This is a genomic window from Helicobacter sp. CLO-3, assembly GCF_001854545.1.
In the GTDB taxonomy this organism is placed as follows: domain Bacteria; phylum Campylobacterota; class Campylobacteria; order Campylobacterales; family Helicobacteraceae; genus Helicobacter_B.
In genome coordinates this window covers 17,279-42,480 of the sequence record NZ_MLQN01000006.1, presented here as the reverse complement: position 1 = coordinate 42,480, position 25,202 = coordinate 17,279, and the positions used below count along the sequence as shown (strand labels likewise).

General features: G+C 45.6%; 25 protein-coding genes. 18 read left to right on the top strand and 7 right to left on the bottom strand.

Going from position 1 to position 25,202, the window contains the following annotated elements:
* Window positions 1–37 precede the first annotated feature (37 nt).
* Complete coding sequence (locus tag BKN38_RS02815) at window positions 38–226, bottom strand: hypothetical protein (protein ID WP_070957677.1); 189 nt, start codon at window positions 224–226, stop codon at window positions 38–40.
* Window positions 227–747: 521 nt separating this feature from the next.
* Between BKN38_RS02815 and flgL the strand changes: the two genes are divergently transcribed.
* The gene (gene flgL, locus BKN38_RS02810) at window positions 748–3,297 is read left to right on the top strand and encodes a flagellar hook-associated protein FlgL (RefSeq protein WP_066458597.1); all 2,550 of its coding nucleotides are present in this window, start codon (window positions 748–750) and stop codon (window positions 3,295–3,297) included.
* On the opposite strand, the gene BKN38_RS10960 is transcribed toward flgL, so the two are convergent.
* Window positions 3,288–3,434 carry a hypothetical protein gene (locus tag BKN38_RS10960; protein ID WP_156528341.1) on the bottom strand — a complete coding sequence of 49 codons (147 nt, stop codon included), beginning with the start codon at window positions 3,432–3,434 and terminating at the stop codon, window positions 3,288–3,290. The two genes, flgL and BKN38_RS10960, sit on opposite strands and share 10 nt — an antisense overlap.
* A gap of 628 nt (window positions 3,435–4,062) precedes the next feature.
* Here BKN38_RS10960 and hsrA point away from each other — a divergent pair.
* From hsrA to BKN38_RS02785, 5 genes are all read left to right on the top strand, one after another.
* Window positions 4,063–4,749 carry a homeostatic response regulator transcription factor HsrA gene (hsrA, locus tag BKN38_RS02805; RefSeq protein WP_066458601.1) on the top strand — a complete coding sequence of 229 codons (687 nt, stop codon included), beginning with the start codon at window positions 4,063–4,065 and terminating at the stop codon, window positions 4,747–4,749.
* 36 nt (window positions 4,750–4,785) lie between these two features.
* Window positions 4,786–5,265 (top strand): META domain-containing protein, encoded by a 480-nt coding sequence (locus tag BKN38_RS02800; protein WP_082942707.1) that lies wholly within the window; start codon window positions 4,786–4,788, stop codon window positions 5,263–5,265.
* Between the two features lie 462 nt (window positions 5,266–5,727).
* Entirely contained in the window at window positions 5,728–7,413 is a 1,686-nt protein-coding gene (locus BKN38_RS02795) for an acetolactate synthase large subunit (RefSeq protein ID WP_066458603.1), read from the top strand.
* A gap of 76 nt (window positions 7,414–7,489) precedes the next feature.
* Window positions 7,490–7,957, top strand: coding sequence for an acetolactate synthase small subunit (ilvN, locus tag BKN38_RS02790; RefSeq protein WP_066458655.1), 468 nt, complete (start codon window positions 7,490–7,492; stop codon window positions 7,955–7,957).
* Window positions 7,958–8,138: 181 nt separating this feature from the next.
* Window positions 8,139–9,305 carry a ferritin-like domain-containing protein gene (locus BKN38_RS02785; RefSeq protein WP_066458605.1) on the top strand — a complete coding sequence of 389 codons (1,167 nt, stop codon included), beginning with the start codon at window positions 8,139–8,141 and terminating at the stop codon, window positions 9,303–9,305.
* 59 nt (window positions 9,306–9,364) lie between these two features.
* On the opposite strand, the gene BKN38_RS02780 is transcribed toward BKN38_RS02785, so the two are convergent.
* Entirely contained in the window at window positions 9,365–9,751 is a 387-nt protein-coding gene (locus BKN38_RS02780) for a branched-chain amino acid transporter permease (RefSeq protein ID WP_082942708.1), read from the bottom strand.
* A gap of 259 nt (window positions 9,752–10,010) precedes the next feature.
* Here BKN38_RS02780 and BKN38_RS02775 point away from each other — a divergent pair, with 259 nt between their 5' ends.
* Entirely contained in the window at window positions 10,011–10,466 is a 456-nt protein-coding gene (locus BKN38_RS02775) for a DNA starvation/stationary phase protection protein (protein ID WP_066458608.1), read from the top strand.
* A 320-nt stretch (window positions 10,467–10,786) separates the two neighbouring features.
* Here BKN38_RS02775 and dnaK read toward each other — a convergent pair whose 3' ends face one another.
* The 4 genes from dnaK to BKN38_RS11655 form a co-directional block, all read right to left on the bottom strand.
* Window positions 10,787–12,679 (bottom strand): molecular chaperone DnaK, encoded by a 1,893-nt coding sequence (dnaK, locus tag BKN38_RS02770; RefSeq protein ID WP_066458611.1) that lies wholly within the window; start codon window positions 12,677–12,679, stop codon window positions 10,787–10,789.
* Window positions 12,680–12,712: 33 nt separating this feature from the next.
* Window positions 12,713–13,366 carry a nucleotide exchange factor GrpE gene (gene grpE, locus BKN38_RS02765; protein ID WP_082942709.1) on the bottom strand — a complete coding sequence of 218 codons (654 nt, stop codon included), beginning with the start codon at window positions 13,364–13,366 and terminating at the stop codon, window positions 12,713–12,715.
* A 39-nt stretch (window positions 13,367–13,405) separates the two neighbouring features.
* Window positions 13,406–14,290 carry a hypothetical protein gene (locus tag BKN38_RS02760; RefSeq protein ID WP_066458614.1) on the bottom strand — a complete coding sequence of 295 codons (885 nt, stop codon included), beginning with the start codon at window positions 14,288–14,290 and terminating at the stop codon, window positions 13,406–13,408.
* Between the two features lie 268 nt (window positions 14,291–14,558).
* Window positions 14,559–14,684 carry a hypothetical protein gene (locus tag BKN38_RS11655; protein ID WP_256325518.1) on the bottom strand — a complete coding sequence of 42 codons (126 nt, stop codon included), beginning with the start codon at window positions 14,682–14,684 and terminating at the stop codon, window positions 14,559–14,561.
* A 23-nt stretch (window positions 14,685–14,707) separates the two neighbouring features.
* On the opposite strand from BKN38_RS11655, the gene tkt reads away from it, so the two are divergent.
* The 11 genes from tkt (at window position 14,708) to BKN38_RS02710 (ending at window position 25,184) form a co-directional block, all read left to right on the top strand.
* Window positions 14,708–16,714, top strand: coding sequence for a transketolase (gene tkt, locus BKN38_RS02755; protein WP_066458617.1), 2,007 nt, complete (start codon window positions 14,708–14,710; stop codon window positions 16,712–16,714).
* Window positions 16,715–16,804: 90 nt separating this feature from the next.
* A complete protein-coding gene (folK, locus tag BKN38_RS10225) occupies window positions 16,805–17,620 on the top strand; it encodes a 2-amino-4-hydroxy-6-hydroxymethyldihydropteridine diphosphokinase (protein ID WP_082942710.1) in 816 nt (271 codons plus the stop codon).
* Window positions 17,621–18,126: 506 nt separating this feature from the next.
* The gene (flhF, locus tag BKN38_RS02745) at window positions 18,127–19,407 is read left to right on the top strand and encodes a flagellar biosynthesis protein FlhF (RefSeq protein ID WP_371113547.1); all 1,281 of its coding nucleotides are present in this window, start codon (window positions 18,127–18,129) and stop codon (window positions 19,405–19,407) included.
* A 25-nt stretch (window positions 19,408–19,432) separates the two neighbouring features.
* Entirely contained in the window at window positions 19,433–19,567 is a 135-nt protein-coding gene (locus BKN38_RS11650; protein ID WP_256325517.1) for a hypothetical protein, read from the top strand.
* A gap of 31 nt (window positions 19,568–19,598) precedes the next feature.
* Window positions 19,599–20,453 (top strand): P-loop NTPase, encoded by an 855-nt coding sequence (locus BKN38_RS02740; RefSeq protein ID WP_066458620.1) that lies wholly within the window; start codon window positions 19,599–19,601, stop codon window positions 20,451–20,453.
* A gap of 53 nt (window positions 20,454–20,506) precedes the next feature.
* On the top strand, window positions 20,507–20,851 hold the full coding sequence (locus BKN38_RS02735; RefSeq protein WP_066458623.1) for a hypothetical protein: 345 nt from the start codon (window positions 20,507–20,509) through the stop codon (window positions 20,849–20,851).
* Window positions 20,848–21,537: an RNA polymerase sigma factor FliA gene (locus BKN38_RS02730; RefSeq protein ID WP_066458625.1), complete on the top strand. Its 690-nt coding sequence runs from the start codon at window positions 20,848–20,850 to the stop codon at window positions 21,535–21,537. The genes BKN38_RS02735 and BKN38_RS02730 overlap by 4 nt, the downstream gene beginning before the upstream one ends.
* Window positions 21,537–22,604, top strand: a complete 1,068-nt coding sequence (gene fliM / locus BKN38_RS02725) for a flagellar motor switch protein FliM (protein ID WP_066458627.1) — start codon at window positions 21,537–21,539, stop codon at window positions 22,602–22,604. Before BKN38_RS02730 ends, fliM begins: the two co-directional genes overlap by 1 nt.
* A 101-nt stretch (window positions 22,605–22,705) precedes the next feature.
* Window positions 22,706–23,545: a flagellar motor switch protein FliY gene (gene fliY, locus BKN38_RS02720; protein WP_066458635.1), complete on the top strand. Its 840-nt coding sequence runs from the start codon at window positions 22,706–22,708 to the stop codon at window positions 23,543–23,545.
* Window positions 23,546–23,665: 120 nt separating this feature from the next.
* Complete coding sequence (locus BKN38_RS10220; protein WP_082942712.1) at window positions 23,666–24,199, top strand: rhodanese-like domain-containing protein; 534 nt, start codon at window positions 23,666–23,668, stop codon at window positions 24,197–24,199.
* A gap of 61 nt (window positions 24,200–24,260) precedes the next feature.
* Window positions 24,261–25,184 carry a pyrroline-5-carboxylate reductase gene (locus BKN38_RS02710; protein WP_066458638.1) on the top strand — a complete coding sequence of 308 codons (924 nt, stop codon included), beginning with the start codon at window positions 24,261–24,263 and terminating at the stop codon, window positions 25,182–25,184.
* The last annotated feature ends 18 nt before the right edge of the window (window positions 25,185–25,202 follow it).

Here is a 25,202-nt window from a genome sequence, read left to right as displayed (position 1 = left end):
GGCGTGTTCGTATTTAGCGTGTTTGTCTTTGGCGCGCTTATCTAGGCATAAGCACCCCCCCCCCCCGATTTGCGCCTAGCGCGCTTGCTTGCGCTTGAGAATAGCTGGCGGTGGTTGCAGTGGCGATTTTGGCATTATAGCTTGTGGCATCATAGTTTGCGACATTGCGGTTTGCGGCGGCGACTTTTGCGATGATTGCGCTCGCTGTGTTTTGTGTGCGTTTCATTTTGCTTCCTTTTTAGCTAATTTTATGCTTGTCTCAATCTTAGAAACGATTATTACAAAAAGCGGCGGTATTGTAAGATATAAATTTTAAAATCAACTTAAAAATCACTCATTTTTTCATCATTTTTGTAACTATTATCAAAATGAATATATAATGCCAAATAAAAATTTGCGCGCTGTTATTGCATAAGCTGTCATTTTGCAGATCATCATTTCACAAGCCAGCATTTCACAAAAAGCCATGCTAGAATCTATTTTGGCGTGCTATTATCAAAACCCATATCAAGACCTATATTAAAACTTGGCAAATATGGCATTTTTTTTGCTTATTACTTGGCAAGTTTATTGGGTTTCATAGTTTTTGGGTTTGGGCGATATAGAATCCAAAAGGCATAAATTTAGATTCTAGCCAAAAGCCGCGAAGCCACAAGACAACAAAGTCGCAAGGCAACGAGGCAGCAAAAGCAAACATCAAGCCACAAAGTTGCAAAACAACCAAAACACCACAAATAAGGATATTTGATGCGTATAACATTTGGGACAAAATACAACCAAATGAATCATTATCAAAACACGCTACAAAACAAGCTAAATGATAAAAATGCCCAAATCGCCTCTGGGCTAAAAATCCAATATGGCTACCAAAATGCCAGCGTGTATAACCAGAATCTACGCTTTGAAAACGAGATAAACACGCTTGCACAAGGTGTGGATGTAGCCGAGCATGCGCATAACTCTACGCTAAATACAGATAAAACACTTTCGGATTTGTCAGAAACCATGGTGCAGTTCAAAACCAAGCTCATCCACGCAGCAAATGATTTACACTCGCCCGCCTCGCGCGAAGCGATAGCAAATGACTTAGAAGGGCTCAAAAAGCACTTTCTAAGCCTTGCAAACACTTCTATCGGCGGGAATTTTATTTTCGCTGGGAGTAGGGTGGATCATCCGCCTTTTGATGAGAAGGGCAACTATTATGGCAATGATGAGAGGCTAAATGTGCTTGTGAGCTCGCACAATCTTGTGCCTTATAATATCACTGGGCAGGAGCTGTTTTTTGGCAGGGATTCTGACAAGCAGCGCATCATCACCACAAACCTAAAAATGCTAAACCAATCAAAGCTACACCCCGGAATCATGGATAGCTCAAACCGCACCAATCTATCTGAAGAAGTGTATATCAAGCCCACAGACACGCTGCGCGATCTTATAGGCAATGATGATAGTGACACGAGAAATGATAAGGTGGAGTATTTTTATATGCGTGGCGTGCGCTCGGATGGCTCGGTGTTTAAAGCGAAGTTTGCGCTGGATAAAGGCTATGAGAATGAAGCGCAGGCTACAAAAGTGCAGGATTTGCTAGATCGTATCGGCAAAGAATATGGCAACACCGCGCTTAATAAAGTCGTAGAAGTCACGCTAAACAACTGGGGGCAAATCGAGATAAAAGACCTAGAGCCCGGAAAATCTGGCATAGATTTTCATATGATTTCTAGCGATGTGGATGTGGATGATACAGATGAGCTCATCACTTCAGGCGCGCGCGTCACTGCGTATAACCAAAGCGGGTATCTAACTGATCGCGCCACTTCTACTATATCATCAGTGACAGATAGGAGCGATTTTAGAAAAACCGAGATTCCGACATTTTTCATCACCAAAGAAAACAAAACCGCTGAAATGACGACAAAGCTAGAGGATCTTTTTCCACCAAATGTCTCGACACTTGTGATAAGTGGCACTAGCCCAAACACGCCAGATGGCAAGATAAATAACGATCCAGACAAACAGCCCGGACTCCTTACGATAAACATCAAAGACACTGATACGCGCGAGCTGACAAATGCGATAAAAGAGCATTTTGGCGGGAATTTGGATGTGTTTATCAACAAAGGGCGCTTGACAGTCATCGATAATAATGTAAGCAACGAGGCGCATGACTTCAAAGACCCGCCATTTAATGGCGAGCATGGATTCTCGATGACACTAACCACACTTGATGCCAATGGCAACCCTGTAGATGGTGTGCCTACAGATTATCACACCGAATACGATCGCACATTTTTCCAAGTGGAAGGCTCAAAAATCACTTCTGGCGTGTCGCAAGTGCTAGCAAATGGCGGTGGCTATGCCAATGCAGAAACTAGGCTTTCAGATGTCGTGGGCGCTAGCATAGAAGGGCAGTCATATATGCTTAAGCTAAATGATATGAATGGGATGATGATAGAAGCGCGCATCGTGTTTGACCCAGCGGGCGCGTATATGCTGCTGCCAAATGTGGGCGAAGGGCGCGACTATACGATTCCGCTATTTAACCCCACTGATGAGCCGCCGGGCATAAGCATCACAAAGCCTGATGATGTCACATATCGCCAGCTAATGGATGCGATGAGTATCGCGCTAAATTACAGCAACCAAGATGATGCCTCTTATAGGGCTGTCGAGCCGCCAAAAGGCGGCGTGGTGCAAGAGACAAAAGATGCGTATTTGGCGCTATTGAGGGGTGCTTATGGTATGTTTGATATGCAAATGACGCCTGATGGCAGAATCCAAATCCAAGACAAAATGCGCTCTACGACGCGTATGAATATGATGTTTTATGATGCGAGCACGAGCGATTTTTCCGATGCCAAAACCAAGCGCAATACAAACTCTTTGCGCCTAAATGCTAATAATGCTTTGACGATAGACACGCCAGAGGTGAATTTTTTCAAAGAAGTGGATGAGGTGATAGATGCGGTGAGAAAGGGCATATATCGCGCGGGTGCGACGGATACCTATGGCGGCTCGCTGCGTAACAAAGGCATACAAAATGGCATCACCGCATTTGATCATCTAAGCGATCATATAGAAAAACTCATCGCGCTCAATGGCTCGCATGGCAAGAGCTTTGAAAATGTCATAAGAAGGCATGAAATCCTAAAAACGCAAATCGAAGGGCTAAAAGGGCAAAACATCGGCACTGACATCGCGGATACTTATAATAAATTTACCAATATCACTACAAATTTAAGTGCGGTGATGAGCTCTACTAGTAGAATCAATCAAATGTCGCTGGTGAATTATCTGTAGCTAGCGCTGGGGTTTTGGGGCGCTGGTTTGGCGAGGTGTTGGTTTTTGTGCGTTTTAGATTCTGGCGCGCCAGAATCTAGTTTTGTAGATTTTGCATTTTGTGTGTTTTGGATTCTGATTTTTAGATTTTGGCGCATTTGCTTTAGAGTTTTATTTAGCGGATTATTTTAGATTCTAGTATTTTGGCTTTTGAAGATAGATCAAAAAAACAAGCACCCTAGTTTAAGGGGAGGGGTGTCTAGGGTGCTTTCAGGAGTTAAAATAAACAAAAAGGAGAGCAACGCACAATAAACTGAATATAGACAGATGAACTTAATGCGTTTAGCCGAGCGCTTGGCTCGGCTGGGTGGAATTATTAAACAAAAAAGTAAATGAATCGTTACACAAATGACAAAAAGCGTTTCACGCCAAAGCATAAATTTGCCAAAATGCGTTATTTGCGCGCGGATTCTGGATTCTGGGCGCGTGGCTAGATTTTTAGATTCCAAACGCACTTGAGATTTATGTATATGCTAGATTTATTACTTGACGCGCGCTTTATATTATTTGGCGCCATGCATCATTTGTGCTGATTTTTTGCGCTCCCCTATCAAATTCTTTCCAAATTCTTTAAAAAATATAAAAAATTGATAAAAAATAGCTGAATGTATTTAAACTTTGTGCTATAATGCCAGCTTAAACTTGATAATCACAAATCAACCAAGAATCTAGATGGCTAGCTTGATTGAATTTGGGATAGCCAAACAAACAGCAGAAGGAAGGATCATGCGTATTTTAGTAGTAGAAGATGACGCGACTTTGAGCCAAAAGATAGCCGAGGAATTGAACGCTTGCGGTTATCAGACAGATATCGCGGAGAGCTTGAAAGATGGCTTGTATTATGTGAGTATTCGCAATTATGATTTGGTGCTAGCGCATCTCAAGCTTCCTGATGGCAGCGGGCTAGACATCATCACTGAAGTCAAGGCAAAATCACCGCGCGTGCCTGTCATCGTGCTGGCAAACAAGCCAAAAATGGAGCAAGAAGTCGAGGCGTTTAAAAGCGGCGCGGATGACTTCATCGCTAAGCCTTTGGAGTTTCCAGTGCTTGCGGCGAGAATCGAGGCGAGGCTTAGATTTTGGGGCTCTAGCACGATAGAGATAGATGATCTAGTCATCAACCCAGATGAAGAAAAAATCACCTACAAAGGCAGAGAGATCGAAGTAAAAGGCAAGCCTTTTGAAGTGCTTACACATCTCGCGCGCCACAGAGATCAGATCGTATCCAAAGAGCAGCTGCTAGATGCGATATGGGAAGAGCCAGAACTCGTCACGCCAAATGTGATAGAAGTGGCGATAAACCAAATCCGCCAAAAAATGGATAAACCGCTAGGCATCGCGACTATCGAGACGGTGCGCCGCCGCGGGTATAGATTCTGCTATCCCAAAAAGCCAGCAGATATCGCGCAATAAGCGCGCTTTGAATCTCCTTGAATCTAAGGATAAAAAATGAAAAAATCTCTAATCGCTTCTATAAAAACTGGGGCAAAAGCTGGAGTAAGTGCTGGGCTGGCAGGAGTTTTGGCGATGTTTTTTGTGGCTTGTGGCGATGATGCTTCCAAAGTATATAATACTTGGAATCTAGTGAGCCTTAGCAATAATGGCGCAAATATCGACATCTCAAAAACACAAAAAGAAGCTTTTGTCACCATAGACAAAGAAAAGTTTAATGGAAATGCGGGGTGTAACTCGTTTTTTGGCTCGCATAAAATCATCAACAATCAAATACAAAGCAGCAACACCGGCATGATGCGTATGCTTTGCGACCCAGAATCTATGGCGGTAGAAGATACGCTAATCAAGCTTTTCTCTGATAGCGCGGTGGATTTTCGCCTCGAAAATGATAGCCTAGTGCTGCAGAAAAAAGGCGATGAAGGAAGCGAAGGTATAAAAGCGGTGTTTAAAGAAAAGGATAAGGGCGTTAAATAAAATTGGCGTAAAAAAGGCGCTTGATTGATTTGGTATTTGGTTGGCATTTGAATTGATGCCTGATTATAGTCGTTTGGATTCTGCTCTGCTTTTTTAAGCGCTTTGGTTTTAGGAAGCCTTTATTTTGGCTTTGCGCGCCGCAAAAGCGCATATAGCGCATATGACGATAAGGCCGCAAATATTTATCGCCGCACTTTTAGAATCTAAAATCTAAAATCTAGATTCTGGTATTTTTATGGTTGCGCGGATTTTTATACAAGCAATAACTAGATTCTACAATATATCAATGTATTTACAAGCAAGATTCTAGCGATATTAGCCCCAATGTTAGAATAGGGCAAAGTAGCGCAAAATAGGGTAAAATAGCGCAGAATAGGGCAGAGGGAAGATTTAAGGCAGGCGATTTGCCAAGATTACAACAAGCACAAGCACAAAGCTTAAAGCCAGCATAAAGGAGAGTTTATGAGTGGTGCGTTGAATGGTTCGCAGATGCTTATCGAGGCGCTGCATTTGGAGGGCGTGGAGGTGATATTTGGCTACCCGGGCGGCGCGGTGCTAAATATTTATGATGAAATCTACAAGCAAGATTATTTCAAACACATTCTCACCCGCCACGAGCAAGCCGCGATACACGCCGCCGATGGCTACGCGCGAGCGAGCGGGAAGGTGGGCGTAGCGCTCATCACTTCAGGTCCCGGCTTTACCAATGCAGTGACAGGCATCGCCACAGCCTATATGGATTCTATCCCGCTGGTGGTGATAAGCGGACAGGTGCCGCTGGCACAAATCGGCACAGACGCATTCCAAGAGATAGACGCTGTGGGCATCTCGCGCCCCTGCACCAAGCACAACTATTTGCTAAAAGACATCAAAGACTTGCCGCGCGTCATCAAAGAGGCGTTTTATATCGCAAAAAGCGGGCGGCATGGACCAGTGCTTATCGACATCCCCAAAGACATTTCAGCAAATATTGGGAATTTCATCTATCCTAGCGAGGTAAATATCCCCACCTACAAGCCCACCACCAAGCCAAACCAGCGCCAAGTAAAAAAGCTAATCGATGCGCTAAAAGACGCTAAAAAACCGCTTGTGTATATCGGCGGGGGCGTGGTGGCGAGCAATGCTAGCGAGAAGCTGCGCGATTTTGTGCGACATTTGGGCTTGCCGAGTGTAGAGACACTCATGGCGCGCGGCGTGCTAGGAAGCGATGACGCGCTGAATCTTGGCATGGTAGGCATGCATGGTAGCTATGCTGCAAATATGGCGATGTGTGAGTGCGATTTGCTGATATGTTTTGGCGCGCGCTTTGATGACCGCGTCACAGGAAAAGTGAGCGAGTTTGCCAAAAACGCCAAAATCGCGCACATCGACATCGACCCAAGCTCTATTGGCAAAATCATCGATGTGGATTATCCAATCGTGGGCGATGCGCTTATGGTGTGTGGCGAGCTACTAGATATGGCAGCCCAGCTTGATAGCGCGCGGTATAAAGAGTGGCGAGCACATCTTGCGGGCTATGCGAGCGCACATCCGCTTTTTTACAAGGATTCTAATGAATGCATCAAGCCACAATGGGCGATCGAGCAGATGGGCGCACTTTTGCGCGATAAAGCGATAATCGCCACTGATGTGGGGCAGCATCAAATGTGGGCGGCGCAATTTTATCCATTTAACGCGCCTAGGGAGTTTCTCACAAGCGGGGGGCTAGGCACGATGGGCTTTGGCTTCCCAGCGGCGATGGGCGCGTATTTTGCAAATCCCAGCAAGCACATCATAAACATCAGCGGCGATGGCAGCATTTTGATGAATATCCAAGAGCTGATGACTTGCGTGGAGTGCCAGATTCCGGTGGTAAATGTCATCCTAAACAACAACTATCTAGGCATGGTGCGCCAGTGGCAGACATTTTTCTATGAGAATAGATTCTCGCATACTGATTTGAGCCTGCAGCCAAACTTTGTCGCACTCGCGGAGGCGTTTGGCGGGCTGGGCTTTCGCGTGGAGAAAAAAGAGGAGTTTATCCCAGCGCTCAAAAAGGCGCTAGAATCTAAAAAAGTGTGCCTCATCGATGTTGTCATCGATAGGTTTGAAAGCGTGCTGCCAATGGTGCCCGGCGGCTCATCGCTTGATAAGATGATATTAAAATAAACGCCGAGTTTTGGCTGTATTTTTGGTGGCGCTAGATTCTGGAGTGCCAGCAAGGCAAACAACGCAGGAGGATAAAATGGCTAGAAAAATTATTAGCGTAACAGTGATAAATGAGCATAGCGTGCTAGCGCGCATTTCTGGGCTTTTTGCTGGGCGCGGGTATAATATCGAATCACTCACCGTAGCGCCCATCCCAGATTCTAATCTCTCGCGCGTTACGATTGCCACAGAAGGCGAGGCGCGCGTGCTAGAGCAAATCATCAAACAGCTTCACAAGCTAATCCCTGTGCTAAAGGTGAGTGATGATGATGATTTTTTGGAAAAAGAGACCGCGCTTATCAAAATCGGCATCGATGAAGATCTCGCCAGCATCGAGGCACTCGCGCGCGCGTATAATGGCAAAATCGCCAATGCCAACGAAAAATATATAATCATCGTAGCAACCGAGAAGCCCCACCGCATCACAAGCCTCATAAAAGCGCTCGCCAAGTTTAACCCCAAAGAAATTGTGCGAAGCGGCGTCATCGCAATGGAGCGGTATTAAACTAGATTCTGCATTTTATCGCCATAGCGAGCGGGGCGGGCTTATCGCGCGAGGCAATCCAAATTGCTTTTTTGGATCTTAAAAATACAAAGCCACACCAAGAGCGTGCCGAGAATGCAATAAAAACGCAATAAGCCAGATTCTAAGCCTTTTTAAATACCAGAATCCAAAAGGGATTCCAATGAGCCAAACAAGCAATTCCAACAATACCAAGCAGACAAAAAACACAGAACAAATGATGAAATCAGCCCAATCACCCAAAACAACAGCCCACCCACCAAAAAACACTCATCAATCCCGCCACAATGCCAAAAAAGAATTTTTCGCCACACTAGAAAAAGTCCTATTTTGCGATGATTTCGCCACCAAAAAATCGCTTTTCAACTCGCTCTATGATGACTTTTTATCAGAGAATCTATACTTTGCGCACGATAGCACCCCGCAAACTAGGCTAAATCTTTTCACCCCAGCACCCATCGTAGCACCCAGCAAACTCACCCGCGCCAAAGGTACCAGCCCGCTAGATGCCACCGCGCGCACGCTGCATTCTATCGCGCATATCGAGTTTTGCGCTATCACGCTGGCACTGGATTCTGCGTATCGTTTTAGGCATTTGCCGGCGGTGTATTATGCGGACTGGCTGGCAGTGGCGCGTGAGGAGATGGAGCATTTTTCGCTGCTTGCGGATGTGCTCGCGGAGATTGGCTATAAATATGGCGATTTTAGCGCGCATGCTGGGCTTTATGATGCGATGGCGCGCACAGCTTCTAGCCTCGCGCATCGCATGGGCGTAGTGCATAGGGGGCTTGAGGCGCGCGGGCTTGATGCCAATCCATTTGTGCTAGCAAAACTCAAAAATATCACTAGCAACGCCACTAGCAAGATTGGCGCGCCGATTTTTGGCAAGCAAATTTTTGGCAAACAAATTTTTTCCAAAATAGAAGAGGTGTTTGGCGTGATTTTGCGCGATGAGATAAGCCATGTAAATAAAGGCGATAGATGGTGGCGATTTGCGATAGAGGATGTGGGATGTAACGCACTTAGCGCAAATGCGACAAGGGCGATGCCAAAAGTAGATTCTGATAGCACGCCTTTGGCAAACGACTGCGATGCGACTTTGCATGTGACTTCAAATGCAACTTTGGCAAGCGCAGATTCCAAAGCGCTAAATTTTGCAGAGGAGCAATTTTTGGCATTATGCGCGGATTTCGATGAGTTTATTTTGGCTGGCAAAATCCTAAACACAAAAGCCAGGCTGCAAGCCGGCTTTAGTACTAATGAACTACAACTGCTAGAAAACTTCTACAAAACCCGAAAACAAAAAATATCTAAAAAGCATAAGATTTAGAATGGCATGCATATAATTTTGTGGTATATCTTAAATCACAAAGCAAGAATCCAAGCAGGCTAAAACAGCCCCTCAAGCGCGCTTGTCTGCACCAATGCCATATAGCAGATAGTGCCTCCGATAACAGCGATGACGCCCATTTTGCTAGCGAGATACAGGGCTGCCACGATAGCCACGCCTAGCAGTTCATTTAGCCCAAAAGGCGCGGATGAGAGCTCGATAGATTTGAAACAATACACCAAAATCATGCCAATCATCGCCGGGGGCAACAGCTTGCCAAGAGAATCCAAAAATGGTGGAATCTCCCTGCTGCCAAAAATCCAAAATGGCAAAAAGCGCGTGCAAATCGTCGCCACAAACACCGCGCACAATATCAAAACGCTATGCACCACATCGCTATGCAGCTTCAAAAACTCGCTCAAAAACTCAAAAATATTATCTAACATCTTGGCTCTTTATTTGGATTTTGCGCCGATTTTGATGCTCTGCGCAAAATAGATTCTGCTTATCAAGCGAGATTATACAATATTGCGCGCGATTTGTGCGATTTTGCCCTGCTTTCAAGTGCCAGCCACTGCAAAATCTACAAAATACTTGTAAAATCGTAAGCCACCGCGCCAAAAAAGCACAATTTAGCGCGTCATTTGCCTTAAAATTACCTTTTTGCTGTTAGAATGATTCATCCCAATATTTCAAGGAGACAACATGAAAGAAGGAAAAAAGGCAGAAAAAGTCATCGAGCACCTAAGGAGGCTGCAAGCAGATAGCATCGTGCTTTATATGAAGGTGCATAACTATCACTGGAATGTGCGCGGTATCGATTTCCCAGCGGCACACAAGGCGCTTGAAGGCATTTATGATGATTTTGCGGATATGTTTGATGATCTGGCAGAGCGCATCGTCCAGCTTGATGGCACGCCGGTGGTGACGCTAGCAGAGGCGCTCAAACTCACCAAAATCAAAGAAGAAAGCAAAACTAGCTTCACTTCAAAAGAAGTGCTAAAAGAGGTGCTAAAAATTTATAAGCATCTGCATGAGGATTTCGAGTCGCTCGCAAAGCTAGCGGACAAAGATGATGACCGCGTGACTGCGTCATATTGTGATGATAAGCTAGCATCGCTAGAAAAGGCGATATGGATGACAAATGCACAGCTTGCGTAAGCTATACAAAAACTGCTCGTATTTGGGCGCGATTAAGCATTTTGCTTTTTGCGCCTCATACGATACCAAACATGACTAGAATCTAAAATCAGATTTTGTCTTGTCACATTCTCTTGCTTTTTATTTATCTCACTCTTATCTGCCAGTATTTAAACCAATAAGCAAAATAAAATCCGCAGGCAAAAAGCATGCTGCGTGTAAGTAAAAATAAGTGCGCCACAAAAAAGTAAAAAGTAAAAAGTAAAAAGTAAAAAGTAGTGCGAAGTCCCTAGAATCTGCATTGCGCAGATTCTAGAATATTTGTTTAAAAATGCCTTAGCTTACTCCACTTCAGCATCGATGACATCATCATCTTTGCCCTTTTTGCTAGACGCACCGGCATTACCGCTGGCTTGTTGCGCGCCCGCATCTTTGGCATACATCGCTTCGGCTAGCTTGTGGCTTGCTTCAGTGAGCGCTTTTGTCTTCTCTTCGATAAGCTCTTTTGTCGCGTTGTCATCTTTTAGCGTGGCTTTGAGATCTTCAAGCGCTGCGTTTATCTTCTCGACATCGCTAGATTCTAGCTTGTCTTTCATCTCGCCTAGCGTTTTTTCTGTCTGATACACTAGAGAATCCGCCATATTGCGCGCTTCTATCGCGCCTTTGCGCTTGGCGTCTTCTTCTTTGTGAAGCTCGGCGTCTTTTACCATTTTTTCGATTTCTGCATCAGATAGCCCGCTGGAGCCGGTGATTTTGATATCTTGTGATTTGCCGCTGGCTTTATCTTTGGCGCTCACGGTTAGGATTCCATTGGCATCGATGTCAAATGTCACTTCGATTTGTGGCACACCGCGAGGCGCTGCTGGGATTCCTGTGAGATCAAATCTGCCAAGCGATTTATTATCCCTTGCCAGCTCGCGCTCACCTTGCAATACATTGATGCTAACCGCTGGCTGATTGTCCTCATAAGTCGAGAAAACCTGCGTTTTCTTGGTAGGTATCGTCGAGCCGCGCTCTACTATTCTAGTGCAGATTCCGCCCGCAGTCTCGATACCTAGGCTTAGCGGCGTGACATCTAGTAGCAATACATCTTTGACATCGCCTTTCAATACGCCGCCTTGTATCGCAGCGCCCACAGCCACGACTTCATCGGGATTCACAGATTTGTTTAGCTCTTTGCCGATAAATTCTTTCACGCGCTCTTGCACTTTTGGAATGCGTGTCGAGCCGCCTACCATTACCACTTCGCTGATGTCACCTTTGCCAAGTCCTGCATCTTTTATCACGAAGTCTATTTTTTTGATAGTTTCTTCGATGAGATCATCGATGAGGCTTTCAAATTTCGCGCGAGTGAGCTTTTTTACCAAGTGTTTTGGACCGCTTGCATCTGCGGTGATAAATGGCAGGTTGATTTCTGTCTCTTGCGCGGAGGAGAGCTCTTTTTTGGCATTTTCTGCGGCATCTTTCAAGCGCTGGAGCGCCATCACATCGCCTTTGATGTCAATGCCACTTTCATCTTTAAACTCTTTTGCCGCCCAATCGATGATGCGATTATCAAAGTCATCGCCGCCTAGGAACGCATCTCCGCCAGTCGCTAGCACTTCTACGACATTATCGCCAGTTTCAAGCACAGTGACATCAAATGTCCCGCCGCCTAGGTCATACACCATAATCTTTTCAGATTCTTTTTTGTCAAGTCCATAGGCAAGCGCTGCTGAAGTTGGCTCATTGATGATTCTTAGCACATTTAGCCCTGCGATTGTGCCAGCTTCTTTGGTGGCTTTGCGTTGAGAGTCGTTGAAATACGCAGGGACGGTAATGACCGCTTCTGTCACGCTTTCGCCTAGATAGCTTTCTGCATCCTCTTTTAGCTTCATGAGAATCTTTGCAGAAATCTCTTGAGGCGTGTAGATTTTGTCATCTATTTCCACCGCGCAAGTGCCGTTTCTATCGATGATTTTGTAAGGCAGGCGCTTTTCTGCTTCTTTTGCCTTTTCTTCGTTAAACATAAGCCCCATGATGCGCTTGATAGAATAAATCGTGCGCTTAGGGTTTGTCACCGCTTGTCTTTTGGCAGGTTCGCCTACTAGAATCTCGCCTTTGTCAGTAAAAGCCACGATGGAGGGCGTAGTGTTTTTGCCCTCTTTGTTTGCGATTACCTTTGCCTCGTTGCCTTCATATACGCTCATTGCGGAGTTTGTGGTTCCTAAGTCGATGCCGATTACTTTTGACATGTTGTATCCTTTCTTTTGGGGTTAAATTTGGTTTTAGCCATTTTTTGCCACAGCTACCATCGCAGGGCGCAGCGTGCGCTCTTTGTATTTGTAGCCGGTTTGCAGCACTTGGGCGATATGCCCTTCTTGCACTTCTGGTTTTGCCATCTGCATCACGCATTCATGCAAGTTTGGATCAAACTCGCCCTGCGCTGCTATCTCCTCCACGCCATGCTTTGCTAGCACTTTGGCTAGATTCTCGCGCACCAGCGAGACGCCTTCAAGGATGGCAGGATTTTCCTTCGCCGCTTCTTTTGCGCCATCTAGCGCATCAAGAATGGGGAGCAAATCTTTGGCGATTTTCTCATACGCGTATTCTAGGGCTTGATTTTTGTCGCGCTCGAGGCGTTTTTTGACATTTTCAAAATCCGCGTGCGTGCGCAAATATCGCTCTTCCAAATCTTTGTAAGCAAGCTTTAGAGAATCTAGCTCGCTTGAGTCTTTGGATTCTGCGGAATCTGCGCTAGATTCGTCGCTAGAATCTTGACTGTTTTCGCCGCTAGATTCTGCATTGGATTCTGCATTGGCGCTAGAATCTTGTGCGCCAGAATCCACAAAATCCGCCGATTCTGCTTTATTAGATTCTCCGCTAGATTCTGCTTGAGAATCCAGATTTGCTTCATTTTCTTTATTTTCATTGAAATCCATTTTTTCTCCTTTTTATTGAGATAGACATATCTAGCGATTTTAGCCAGCGCGCCCCAGTGCCTCCCCAAGCGCCTCATAGAAGCCCTCATAGTCCTGACACAGCCTACCCACACAAAGCATTTTCACCGCCTCTTGCTGATAGAGCGCATCATGCGCGATGATGATATGCTCGCTAGATTCTGGGAAAAACACCGCATAATCTAGCGTATTAAACATATCGCCATTTAGCACATCTAGCGCTACTTGGGGCTTTTGTGAAAGCAGCTCGCCCAAAAACTCCACGCCAAAAAACTGCGTCTTGCCAGCGCTATCAAACGCTTTTAGCGCTTGGCTTAGGCTTTTGGCGCAGACATCTTTGGCTATCTTTTGTATGTCTCGTATCTGCACGCCAATAAGCTCTTGGCAAAAGCGCGCCATACTCGGCACAAAAGGTATCGCCACACAATCGCGCTCAAACACCAGCACCAGCACTTTTTGGGTGGATTCTGGGGCTTGCGCCTCCACATCTTTTTGCGTTTGTGCCCCCGCTTCTTTTGCTAGCACTTCTTGTGCTCTCACCCCTTGCACTTCCACTCCTTGCACCTTTAGGAGCTTTTGTGGAGCGCAGGATTTGATAGCGCAAGTGATGCCAAAGCGCTGGCAGAGTGCTTGCAAACTTGCAGAATCTATGTGTGGCATAAGCGTTTTTGGGTCTAGCTGCTCGCGCCAATAATTACGCAGCGCAAGGCTCGTAGGCACGCGCCCGCTACTAATATGCGTCTGCACCACCACGCCCTCTTGCCCTAGAATCTTGAAATAATTGCGAATCGTAGCGCTTGAGATTTTGCCCTGCAAGCAAACTTTCAGCGACTCCGAACCGATAGGCTCTTGGCATTTGACATATTGTTTTATCATCTGATGCAACAAAAAGTCTTTTTTATGCATGGTGTGCCTCGCTTACTAGATATGCGACGCGGGAATTTTAGCCCAGAAAAGTAAATGAAATTAGCATTTATATAAAAAGATTGCTAAAAAAGTAAAAATATTAGTCTATCTTTATCAACTTTTATAAGTCTAAATAGCTAAGAATAGTTTATTCATCTAGCTAGAATCTTTGCTAAAAGCGGCGAAAATAAGGCAGAATCTAAAGCGCGCCAAAGTGGATTCTAGCCGGTGGATTCTAGTGTGTAGATTCTGCGACACGATTTAGATTCTAGCGTGGAGATTCTGGCGCACAAAACGCAGAATCCAAACCAAACCCACCAAAAACCATAGAATCCAGATTCTGCATTTCATAAGCAAAGTTATAAGCAATTTTAGGCACAATTACGCCACTCATCTCAATCATCTCAAGGGACATCAATGCAAGCAAACACCCAGACAACCGCCCAAGTAATCACAAAAGAAGATATTCCACAACTACAAGAAATGGCAAACAACCTCCGCTACCTCTGCGCCGATATCGTCGAGCGCGCAAACAGCGGGCATCCCGGCACGCCTATGGGGCTTGCTGAAGTCGCCACCACGCTAAGCTACCACCTGCGCCTAAATCCCAAAAATCCACAATGGCTAAACCGCGACAGGCTTATTTTTAGTGGCGGGCATGCGAGCGCGCTTTTGTATTCGCTGCTACATTTATGGGGCTTTGAGCTAGGTATGGATGATCTCAAATCCTTCCGCCAGCTAGAATCCAAAACTCCCGGACATCCAGAATACCCGCTAACTCCGGGCGTGGAGATAAGCACCGGACCGCTAGGGCAAGGCATCGCCAATGCTGTAGGCTTCGCGCTCGCTGCCAAAAGAGCGCAGAATCTGCTAGGCGCGGATGAAAAAGGCGCAGCACTCATAGATCATAATATATATTGTATATGTGGCGATGGCGATTTGCAAGAGGGCATCAGCTATGAAGCAGCGTCTGTAGCGGGTGTGAGTGAGCTAGATAACCTTATAATAATCTATGATTCTAATGGCATCACGATTGAAGGCGATGTGAAAATCGCGTTTAGCGAAAATGTCAAGGCGCGCTTTGAAGCGCAAGGATTTAGCGTGTTTGAATGCGACGGACATGATTTTTTGAGTATCAACACAGCGCTAGAATCCGCCAAAAAATCGCATAAACCTAGCCTCATCATCGCTAGCACCATCATTGGCAAAGGCGCGCCAAGCCTTGAAGGCAGCCACAAAACACATGGCGCGCCTATCGGAGAATCCATCATCGCACAAGGCAAAAAAGAAGCGGGGCTGCCAGAATCTAGCTTTAGCGTGAGTGAAAGGGCGCGATTTGCCTTTGGTGCGCTTATGGAGCGAGGGGCGAGCGAAGAAGCACTATGGCAAAACCGCCTCACAAAAAGCGCCAAAGAAATGATAGCGCGCTTGCAGAATCCAAATATCGATGATATCGCATATCCTAGCTTTGGCAATGGAGATGAAGGCAAAAGTATCGCCACGCGTGCGAGCAATGGCGAGATACTAAACGCCATCGCTGCCAAACTGCCCGGATTTGTCGGCGGGAGCGCGGATCTAGCACCCAGCAACAACACGCATATAAAAGATTCCAGCGACTTCCCAAGCGGGCAAAATATGCACTTTGGCATACGCGAGCACAGCATGGGCGCGATATGCAATGGCATCGCAAACTATGGGCTGTTTTTGCCATTTTGCGCGACATTTTTCGTGTTTAGCGACTATATGGCAGCGAGCGTGCGCGTGGCGAGCATCATGCGCGCGAAGGTGTTTTATGTATGGACGCATGATTCTATCGGTGTGGGCGAGGATGGCGCGACGCACCAGCCTATCGAGCAGCTCTCACACTTCCGCGCGATGCCAAACCTCCTTGTCTTCCGCCCTGCTGATGCAAATGAAAATATCCTCTGCTGGCAGATAGCTTTGCGCGCGGATGCGCCTTGTGCCTTTGTCCTCTCGCGCCAAAACTTGCCCGTGCTCCCGCTTGGCAAATATGAAAATGTAGCAAAAGGCGCGTATATCGTGCGAGAATCTAGACTAGAATCTAAAGCGGATTCTGGGGCGGATTCTGCAAACACTATCACGCTAATCGCTAGTGGCAGTGAAGTGTCACTTGCTCTAAATGTCGCAAAAGAGCTAGAATCTAGCGGAATCTTCGCGCGTGTAGTCAGCGCGCCCTGCTATGATTTGCTGATAAAACAAGACAAAAGCTACATCGACTCGCTTTTTATAGGCAAAGTGCTAGGAATCGAGGCGGCAAGGGGATTGGAGTGGTATAGATTCTGCGATGAAGTCGTGTGCTTGGATAGCTTTGGGCATTCAGCCAAAGGCGATGTGCTGTTTAAGCATTTTGGCTTTGGCGTGGATTCTGTCGTGAAAGTGGCGAAAGCGCTTTTGGCGAAGTAGTTTTTGTGGCGCAAATAGTTTTGGCGAAGCGGGCTTTATGGCTTTTTGGCAAAACGGCTTGATCGCGCGCGATAGATAAACCTAAGCAATATGCAAACACCAGAATCTAAAAAGATTCTCTTTTTCAAAGGCTTCCCGCTTAGCACGCGTCATAGGCGGTTTAAACACTATCAAAGCCATAAATGGGAGAAGCCAGCAAAAGATATAGAAGATTTTTGCCAAAATAGCACGCACGCAAAAAGTGGCAAAAGTAGTAAAAAAAGCGCAAATAATGCAAATAGCGCGTGCTGGCAAAAAAAGGCTAGATTCTGCGATTTTAGCGGGCTTGGCAGTTTTGACAGAAAAACTAGATTCTGCGATTTTGGCAGTTTTGAAGCATTTGGCAACTCTAGCAGAATCCAAACAAACAAAAACTATGCAACCCGCCAGAATCTAAAAAGCTACACCAAAACCGAAGACGCCCAAGCTAAAAACGCCAAAACCCCAAACACCCTCATTTTAGGCATCGGTGCAAATATCGGCACAAAAGCGCAAATAAAATCTAGATTTTTCCACCTCTTGCGTTTTTTTGCGCGTCATCCTAGATTTAGCCTCATACGCACAAGCCCCATTTATCACAACCCGCCCTTTGGCTACGCAAACCAGCCATATTTTTACAATGCCATTTTTGCCCTTCGCGCCTCGCTTAGCGTGATAGAGGCGTTTGCGCTGGTGTTTTATCTCGAGCGCAAGTTTGGGCGCGCGAGGCAAAGAGCGCACAAAAATGCTCCGCGCACGCTAGATATTGATATAATCTTTTATGATCAATTGATTTTAAAGCGTCCTTATCTTACAATCCCGCATCCAAAATATCACGAGCGCCCTTCCGTGCTTGTGCCAATGGCTTTGGCGCGGATTTTGGCGTAAGTTTGGCGGCGCAAAATAGACAAAATACCAGAATCCACCAAAAGAGGTCAGTAGTGAAAACATACACTTATAGCGGCGAAACACCAGCAGAAGCGCTAAAAAAGGCTAGTGAAGAGTTTGGCGATGAGGCGATGATAATACAGACCAAAGAAGTGCGCAAAAAAACGCTAAATCAGCCCGCACTCTATGAGCTAATCATCGGCGTGCCCGATGATGTGCTGCCAAAAAGTCAAAATATGCAGGGCAAAAGCGCGCCAAATCCGCTAGATTCTAGCGCGCCAAACGCGACTAACACACCAGAATCTAGCCAAGCAAGCCAATCTAGCAACCCGCTAGAAAATCTGCCAAACAACAGCATACAGCGCCGACTAGAAGCTATCGCAGAAAAAGAGCTGGCTGAGCGCAAAAAGCAGCGCACGCTGCATGCGGCGTTTGATGATGATGTGACGATACAGCTTTCAGACACAGTGCGCGAGATAAGTAAAATCGCAGGCTTCCCAACTTCCATGCCAGATCTTTCAGCGCTTAGCAAACCTGCACCCACGCCTAGTAACGCGCTAGATTCTAGCATACTAGAATCCATAGCCAACGCACAGCTAAACGCCAATCCAAGCGCACCGCGCGCGCCCAAGCCCTACTCACAAAGCGAAGTCATAGATATGCTCCCGCAAGTCTCTATAACATCCGCGCCAAATCAAGCAAGCGTGCAAAACACACAAGCAGGTGCCACCCAAAGCGTAAAAACCGCTTCAGCCAAAAAAGCCAAAAATCTAGCAGAATCTGATGAAAACACAAGCGCACCAAACGCCAAAGCACAAAATGCCAAAAATGAAGCCGCCGCGCCCAAAGGCTTCGCGCCGCTTGATGATTCTCAAAGTCTCAAAGACATCCAAGATGAGCTAAAAAAGCTAAATGACAAAATAAAGCTCATCCAAAACACGCTTTGGGAGGAGAAATCGCCCAAAAATATGGGCGTGGAGATTCCAAAAGAGTTTGCAGAGATTTATCGCATCGCCAAAGCAAGCGGGATGAATAAAAACCATTTAGAAGAGATAATGCGCCTAAGCCTAGAGCTCATGCCGCTAAAAATGCGCTCACAAAGCCAAACGATAAAGCGATATTTTCGCGAAGTATTGCGCAAAATGATTTATTGTCGCAAAGAAAATAGCATCGGCAAAAAAATAATGATGCTAGTAGGACCCACAGGTGTGGGGAAAACGACGACATTGGCAAAGCTTGCGGCTAGATATTCTCAAATCCTGCCACAAAAGAAAAAAGTAGGCATCATCACGCTTGATGATTATCGTATCGGGGCTATGGAGCAGCTTGGTTGGTATGCGCGCAAAATGCGCTTAAGCATAGATTCTGTGAGCGAGACGGATGATTTTATCGATAAAATCGAGGCGCTTAATTATTGCGATTATATCCTTATCGACACAGCGGGGCACTCACAGCATGACAAAGAAAAGATAAATGCGCTAAAAAAATTTGTAAAAAGTGGCGATTTCAAAGTAGATGTGACGCTGGTGCTATCGGCTAGCACCAAATACGAAGATCTAAAAGACACATACAATGCCTTTGGCGAGCTAGATATTGATACTTTTATCTTTAGCAAGCTTGATGAGGCGTGTGGGCTTGGGAATGTGTTTTCCCTAGTATATGAGACCAAAAAGCCTATAAGCTACCTATCTGTAGGGCAGGAGGTGCCAAATGATGTCATCGTGGCGGATAATAACTATCTCACGGACTGCTTGATGGGCGGGTTTTTTTATCCGGATGAGAAGTAGATTCTGAAAAAAATAGGCTTGCCGGATGAGAAGTAGAATCTACCAAACAAAAATAGATTCTGCGAAAACAGGCTCGCCAGATGAAAAGCAGAATCCAAAAAGCAGATTCTGGAGCAAAAAGCTTGCAATAAAGGCAAATTGGAACGATAATAGTTTATAGCAAATAGCTTAAAGCTTTGTAAGGATATTTTATGAATCAAGCCTCTTCATTAGAATCTTTGATGAAAAAGAGCAACAAAAGCACGGCGAAATTTATCGCTATCACTTCTGGCAAAGGCGGCGTAGGCAAGTCCAACATCTCTGCAAACCTTGCATTTTGTTTGCATAAAATGGGCTATAAAATAGGCGTATTTGACGCAGATATCGGGCTTGCAAACTTGGATTTGATATTTGGCGTAAAGACAGATAAAAATATCTTGCACGCGCTAAAAGGACAGGCAAACTTCAAAGAAGTGATATATGAGATACGCAAAGGCCTCTATCTCATCCCCGGCGATAGCGGCGAGGAGATTCTCAAATATTCTGCATCAAATATGCTAAATGACTTCGCCTCTGATGCGGAGGTGTGGAATTTATTTGATTATGTTATCGTGGATACTGGGGCTGGGATTAGCGCGCTGACGCAGGCATTTTTGCAAGCAAGCGATTATATCATCATTGTCACCACGCCAGAGCCTTCTGCCAAAACAGATGCGTATGCGATGCTAAAAATCAACGCAAAATTTAAAGATGAATGTATGATGATAATAAATATGGCTTCTTCGCAAGCGCAAATCAAGCAAGTGTTTAACACCATCCAAAGCGTCGCGCAAAACAATATCCCAAATCTGCGCTTAGAATTACTCGGCGGATTTGAGCATAATAATGCAGTGAAAAAGTCGATTTTGCAGCGAAAGCTAATATGTGAAGTCGAGCCACATAATATATTTTCTATCACCATGCAAGAGATAGCCAAAAATCTTATTAGCAAAATGGAACATAATATGCTTAATACTCCGCAAAAGAGCATAGGAAGCTTTTTTAGGCGGCTGCTTGGATATCTGTAAGGGCAAAGCACCAAATAAGGCAAATAAGGCAAAACAAGGACAAGGATTAGTTCATGCGTGTATCAAATTTTATCAACTTATCGGTTGTATCTGGGTTTTTCATCGGATTAGCCATGGGGATTATGAAGTTTGATGAGCCAGAGCTTATGCTGTTTATGACGATTGTCGTCACGATTTCTATGTATCTTATTTCTTTGACGATGGCAGCGATTTATATCTATGTGATAGAACCCAAACGCTCCATGCTTTCAAACAAAGATCTAATAGAGCGCCAGCTTGAATACTTTGATGCAGAGTTTGACCACACCGAGCGGCAGGCGCGTGCATTGCAGCAGTTTATCGAGACTTTTGACTTCTCAACAGATGAGCAAGAATCTACCAAAAAGGCAGATAAGTGAAACCAAACGGCTACGAAAACGAAAAGCAATACTCACAAGACCAGCTAGCGATACAATATCTGCCAGCAGTCAAGGCGATGGCATATCGTATCAAAGAACGCCTGCCAGCGCATCTTGAAGCAAGCGAGCTTATATCTATTGGCACAGAGGAGCTTATAAAGCTAGCTAGGCGCTATGATGAGAATCTAAATGACTCGTTTTGGGGCTATGCCAAATCGCGCGTGTATGGCGCGATGCTTGATTATCTGCGCTCGCTTGATGTATTATCTAGATCAAATCGCAAGCTAGTCAAAGCGATAGATGCGGAAGTTAGCAAGTATTTTAACAAACATGAAGAAGAGCCAAGCGATGAGTATCTAGCAGAAGTTTTGGGCGAGGATGTCGAGAAGATAAAAGAAGCCAAAATCGCCTCTGATATCTATGTGCTAGTGCCAATCGATGAGCAATACAACATAATAGAGCCAGACAATATCATCGACAAGCTAGAAAAAGAAGAGCTAATCGCCAAAATCCAATCCACGCTAAAAACATTCTCACAGCGCGAGCAGCTCATCATCCAGCTGTATTTTTTGGAAGAGCTAAGTTTGAGCGAGATACGAGAGATACTAAACATCACAGAATCTAGAATCTCACAAATCACCAAAGAAGTCATCAAGAAAATACGAAACTCCCTAGGAGAAAGATAATGGCTGATATACTAAGTCAAGAAGAAATCGACGCCTTGCTCGAAGCTGTGGATGATGGCGAGGATAATGACGCCCTCCAAAAGCAAGAAATCCTCCCGCAGCGCCAAGTCACACTCTATGACTTCAAGCGCCCAAACCGCGTAAGCAAAGAGCAGCTGCGCGCATTTCGCAGTATCCATGACAAAATGGCGCGCGCGCTTTCTAGCCAAATCTCTGCCATCATGCGCTCCATCGTAGAAATCCAGCTACACAGCGTAGATCAAATGACTTATGGCGAGTTTCTTATGAGTTTGCCAAGTCCTACGAGTTTCAATGTTTTTTCCATGAAGCCACTAGATGGCACAGGGGTTTTGGAGATAAATCCTAGCATCGTCTTTCCTATGATAGATCGTCTGCTGGGTGGCAAAGGCGATCCTTATGATAACTCGCGAGAATTTAGCGATATAGAGATAAATCTGCTTGATACGATTCTGCGCCAAATCATGCAGACGCTAAAAGATGCGTGGAGCTCGGTTACAGATATGTTCCCCTCTATCGATGCCAAAGAGTCAAGCCCCAATGTCGTGCAAATCGTGGCGCAAAATGAAATCGTCATCATGGTTGTTATGGAGCTCATCATCGGGCATTCTAGCGGTATGATAAATATCTGCTATCCTGTTATCTCGCTAGAGACGGTGCTCCCAAGACTAGGCAGCCGCGATCTCATCATGGGCGAAACCAGCTCCAAAAAATCCAGAAACAAAGAGCTCCAAGCGCTTATCGGCGGTGCGGATGTCAATGTCGAGGCGTTTATCGGCGGGACAAATCTCACGCTAAAAGAAGTGCTTGATTTGCAAATAGGCGATGTAATACGGCTTAATGAAACAGCGAGTAATGATGTGATAGTTAGCATCGATGGGCGCGAAAAATACATGGCAAATATCGGCTTGCAGAGATTTCGCAAAAGCATCAAAATCAAAAATGAAATCCTAACCGAAAAAGACAAGGTCAAAGAAGTGCTAGAAATGCTAGAAACGCAACGCAAAAACAAAATAGACACGGTTGAAGGCGATGAAGAGGATGAATAGTAGGCATATTTAGCGCGCCACGCACAAAAGGCACTGCACAAAAGCCACAAAGCACGCGCAACAAACGCAAAAATATGCTAAAATAAGGCAAAAGGATCAAAATGGAGCAATTTATCAAACTTCTCATACAAGAAGCCACCTCTACCATAGAGGGTTTGACAGGAAGCACGCCAGCTATCTCTAACACCAAGCAAGGCTCTATCGCAGATGTGCTTACCAAATACCCCTACGCCGCCACGACCATAAGCTTCACAGGCGACACTATAGGCACCATCGCTATAATCGATCCCATAGACCTTACCACCGCGCTTTCAGATCTTATGCTAGGTGGCAATGGACAAAGCCAAGAAGAAGCCAGCAGCGATGATCTAGATGCGCTAAAAGAGATAAACTCCAACATCTTTGGCGCGATTTCTACTGCTATGAACTCGCAAAAAGATATGCCAAAAATCAACTTCGCACCCCAAAAAATCGAAGTCGCCGCCACGCCTAGCGCGTTTGGCGCTTTTAGCGAGGCGTATGAGTTTTCTTTCTCGCTAAATTCTATAAACTCACATTTTATATTCCTAGCATCAGATAATTTCCTAAAGCTTTTCAAATCCGATGATGCAAGCGAAGAGCATAGCGCAAGTAGCGATAATAGCGGGGGCGAGCAGCATCTCCTAAACCCAGAAGAGATACGAAATATCGGCATGCTTATGGATGTCAAGCTCACTGTGAAAGTGAGAATCGGGCAGAAAAAAATGCTGCTAAAAGATGTCATCTCTATGGATATAGGAAGTGTCGTCGAGCTAAACCAGCTGGCAAATGACCCGCTAGAGGTGCTTATCGATGACAAGGTGATAGCAAAAGGCGAAGTCGTCATCGTGGATGGGAACTTCGGAATCCAAATCACAGACATCGGCACCAAACGCGAGCGACTCGAGCAGCTGCGCGGGTGAGGCGGGCTAAATCTAGCGCAGGCTAACGAGCGAGAAGCCAAAAAGCGCCGAGGGACACAAAAAAAAGGGGGCGCAGAATCTAGATTCTGGAATCTCTAGCATCTTGGAATTGCCTTAAGGTTGCAAAATCTAGATTTTTGGATTCTGGCGCTTTTTGGCGCTTTGTTTTATCATTTGTTTAGCGCCCTGTTTTACTCTTTGTTTGGCGCGCTAGAATCTAAAGCCCAAAATCCAAATGCCAAAATCCAAAACCAAAAAAGGAAAAATATGCCAGAATCCAAAACAAACCACGCGATAAATTACACACCAAGAAAAAGTCCCTCTCATCCAAGCAAGGCTAAGCCTATCTTTGCTGAAGATATCGCCGCGCTAGAATCTATACTGCCAAATGTGCAAATCATCGACATCCGCGAAGCGCAAAACTACCGACAAAGGCATATCCCAAATGCGCGTCACTGCGCGGATTTTCAAGCGCTGGCAGAGGAGATTTTGGCACATCCCAAGACGCCTTATTTGCTGCATTGCTACAGTGGCTACACAGTATCGGTGCTAGGCAGTCATATAGCCAATATGGGTGCCAAGAATGTGTATTATTTTGATGAGAGTTTTGAGGCGCTTGATGATGCGTTTCAAGCTAGAGAGGCCGGCAAATAGGGGCAAAAAGGCTAGCAAAGACTAGCAAGTGCGACTTCGCAAATCACAAAAGAGAGGCATCATGAATAACATCCTAATCATCGGCTATGGCAATATGGCGCATGCTATCGCGCTAGGCATTAGCAAGCGTTTTCAAGAGAGTGGCAAAAAATGTGCGGAAAAATGCGTGATAGAAGTTTGCGGCAGAGATGCCAAAAAGGCGAGCGAATTTGCCAGCAAAATAGAAGGCGTATCTGCGCGCCAAGATTCTGGTGTGAAATCTGGCGCAAGCTCTAGCCTAAATTCTGGTGTAGATTCTGGCATGGATTCTAGAATAAGCGCGCCCATAATGCCAATAAATGGGAATCTACCCATAGACATCGAGGGTGCTATCGTGATTTTGGCTATAAAATCGCATGGGCTAGAGAGCTTTATTTTCAAAGGCGAGGCGCATAGCGTGTATAGCGTGCTTGCGGGCGTAAATATCAGCACGCTAAAGCAGCATCTAAAAGCGCAAACCTTCATCCGCCTCATGCCAAATATTGGCGCTAAGCTTGGGCTCTCCTCTACTGCGGCGTTTATCGAATACGCGCATGGCAGGGAAAAGCTAGAATCTAGCGAGCTGGAGCAGAAAAAAGATGAGGCGCGCGCGCTGTGTGAGAGCTTTGGGAGTGTGGTGTTTGTGGAGAAAGAGGAGCTTATAGATTCTGCTATCGCCACTAGTGGGAGTTCGCCAGCGTTTTTGGCACTCATCGCACAAGCACTTATAGATTCTGGCGTGCGCGAAGGTATCAAGCACAAAGAATCCGCCAAACTCGTGCAAAAGACATTTGAAGGCGTCGCCAAGCTGCTAGAATCACACAGCCCACAAGAGATAATAGATGCTATCACGACTCCGGGCGGCACGACGATAGAAGGGCTAAGCGTGCTAGAAGAGCGCGCCACAAGAGGCGCTATCATCAAAGCCGCGCATGCTAGCGTAGCCAAAGCGCGCGGGAAAATCTAAGTTTAAAATCAAGCAAAA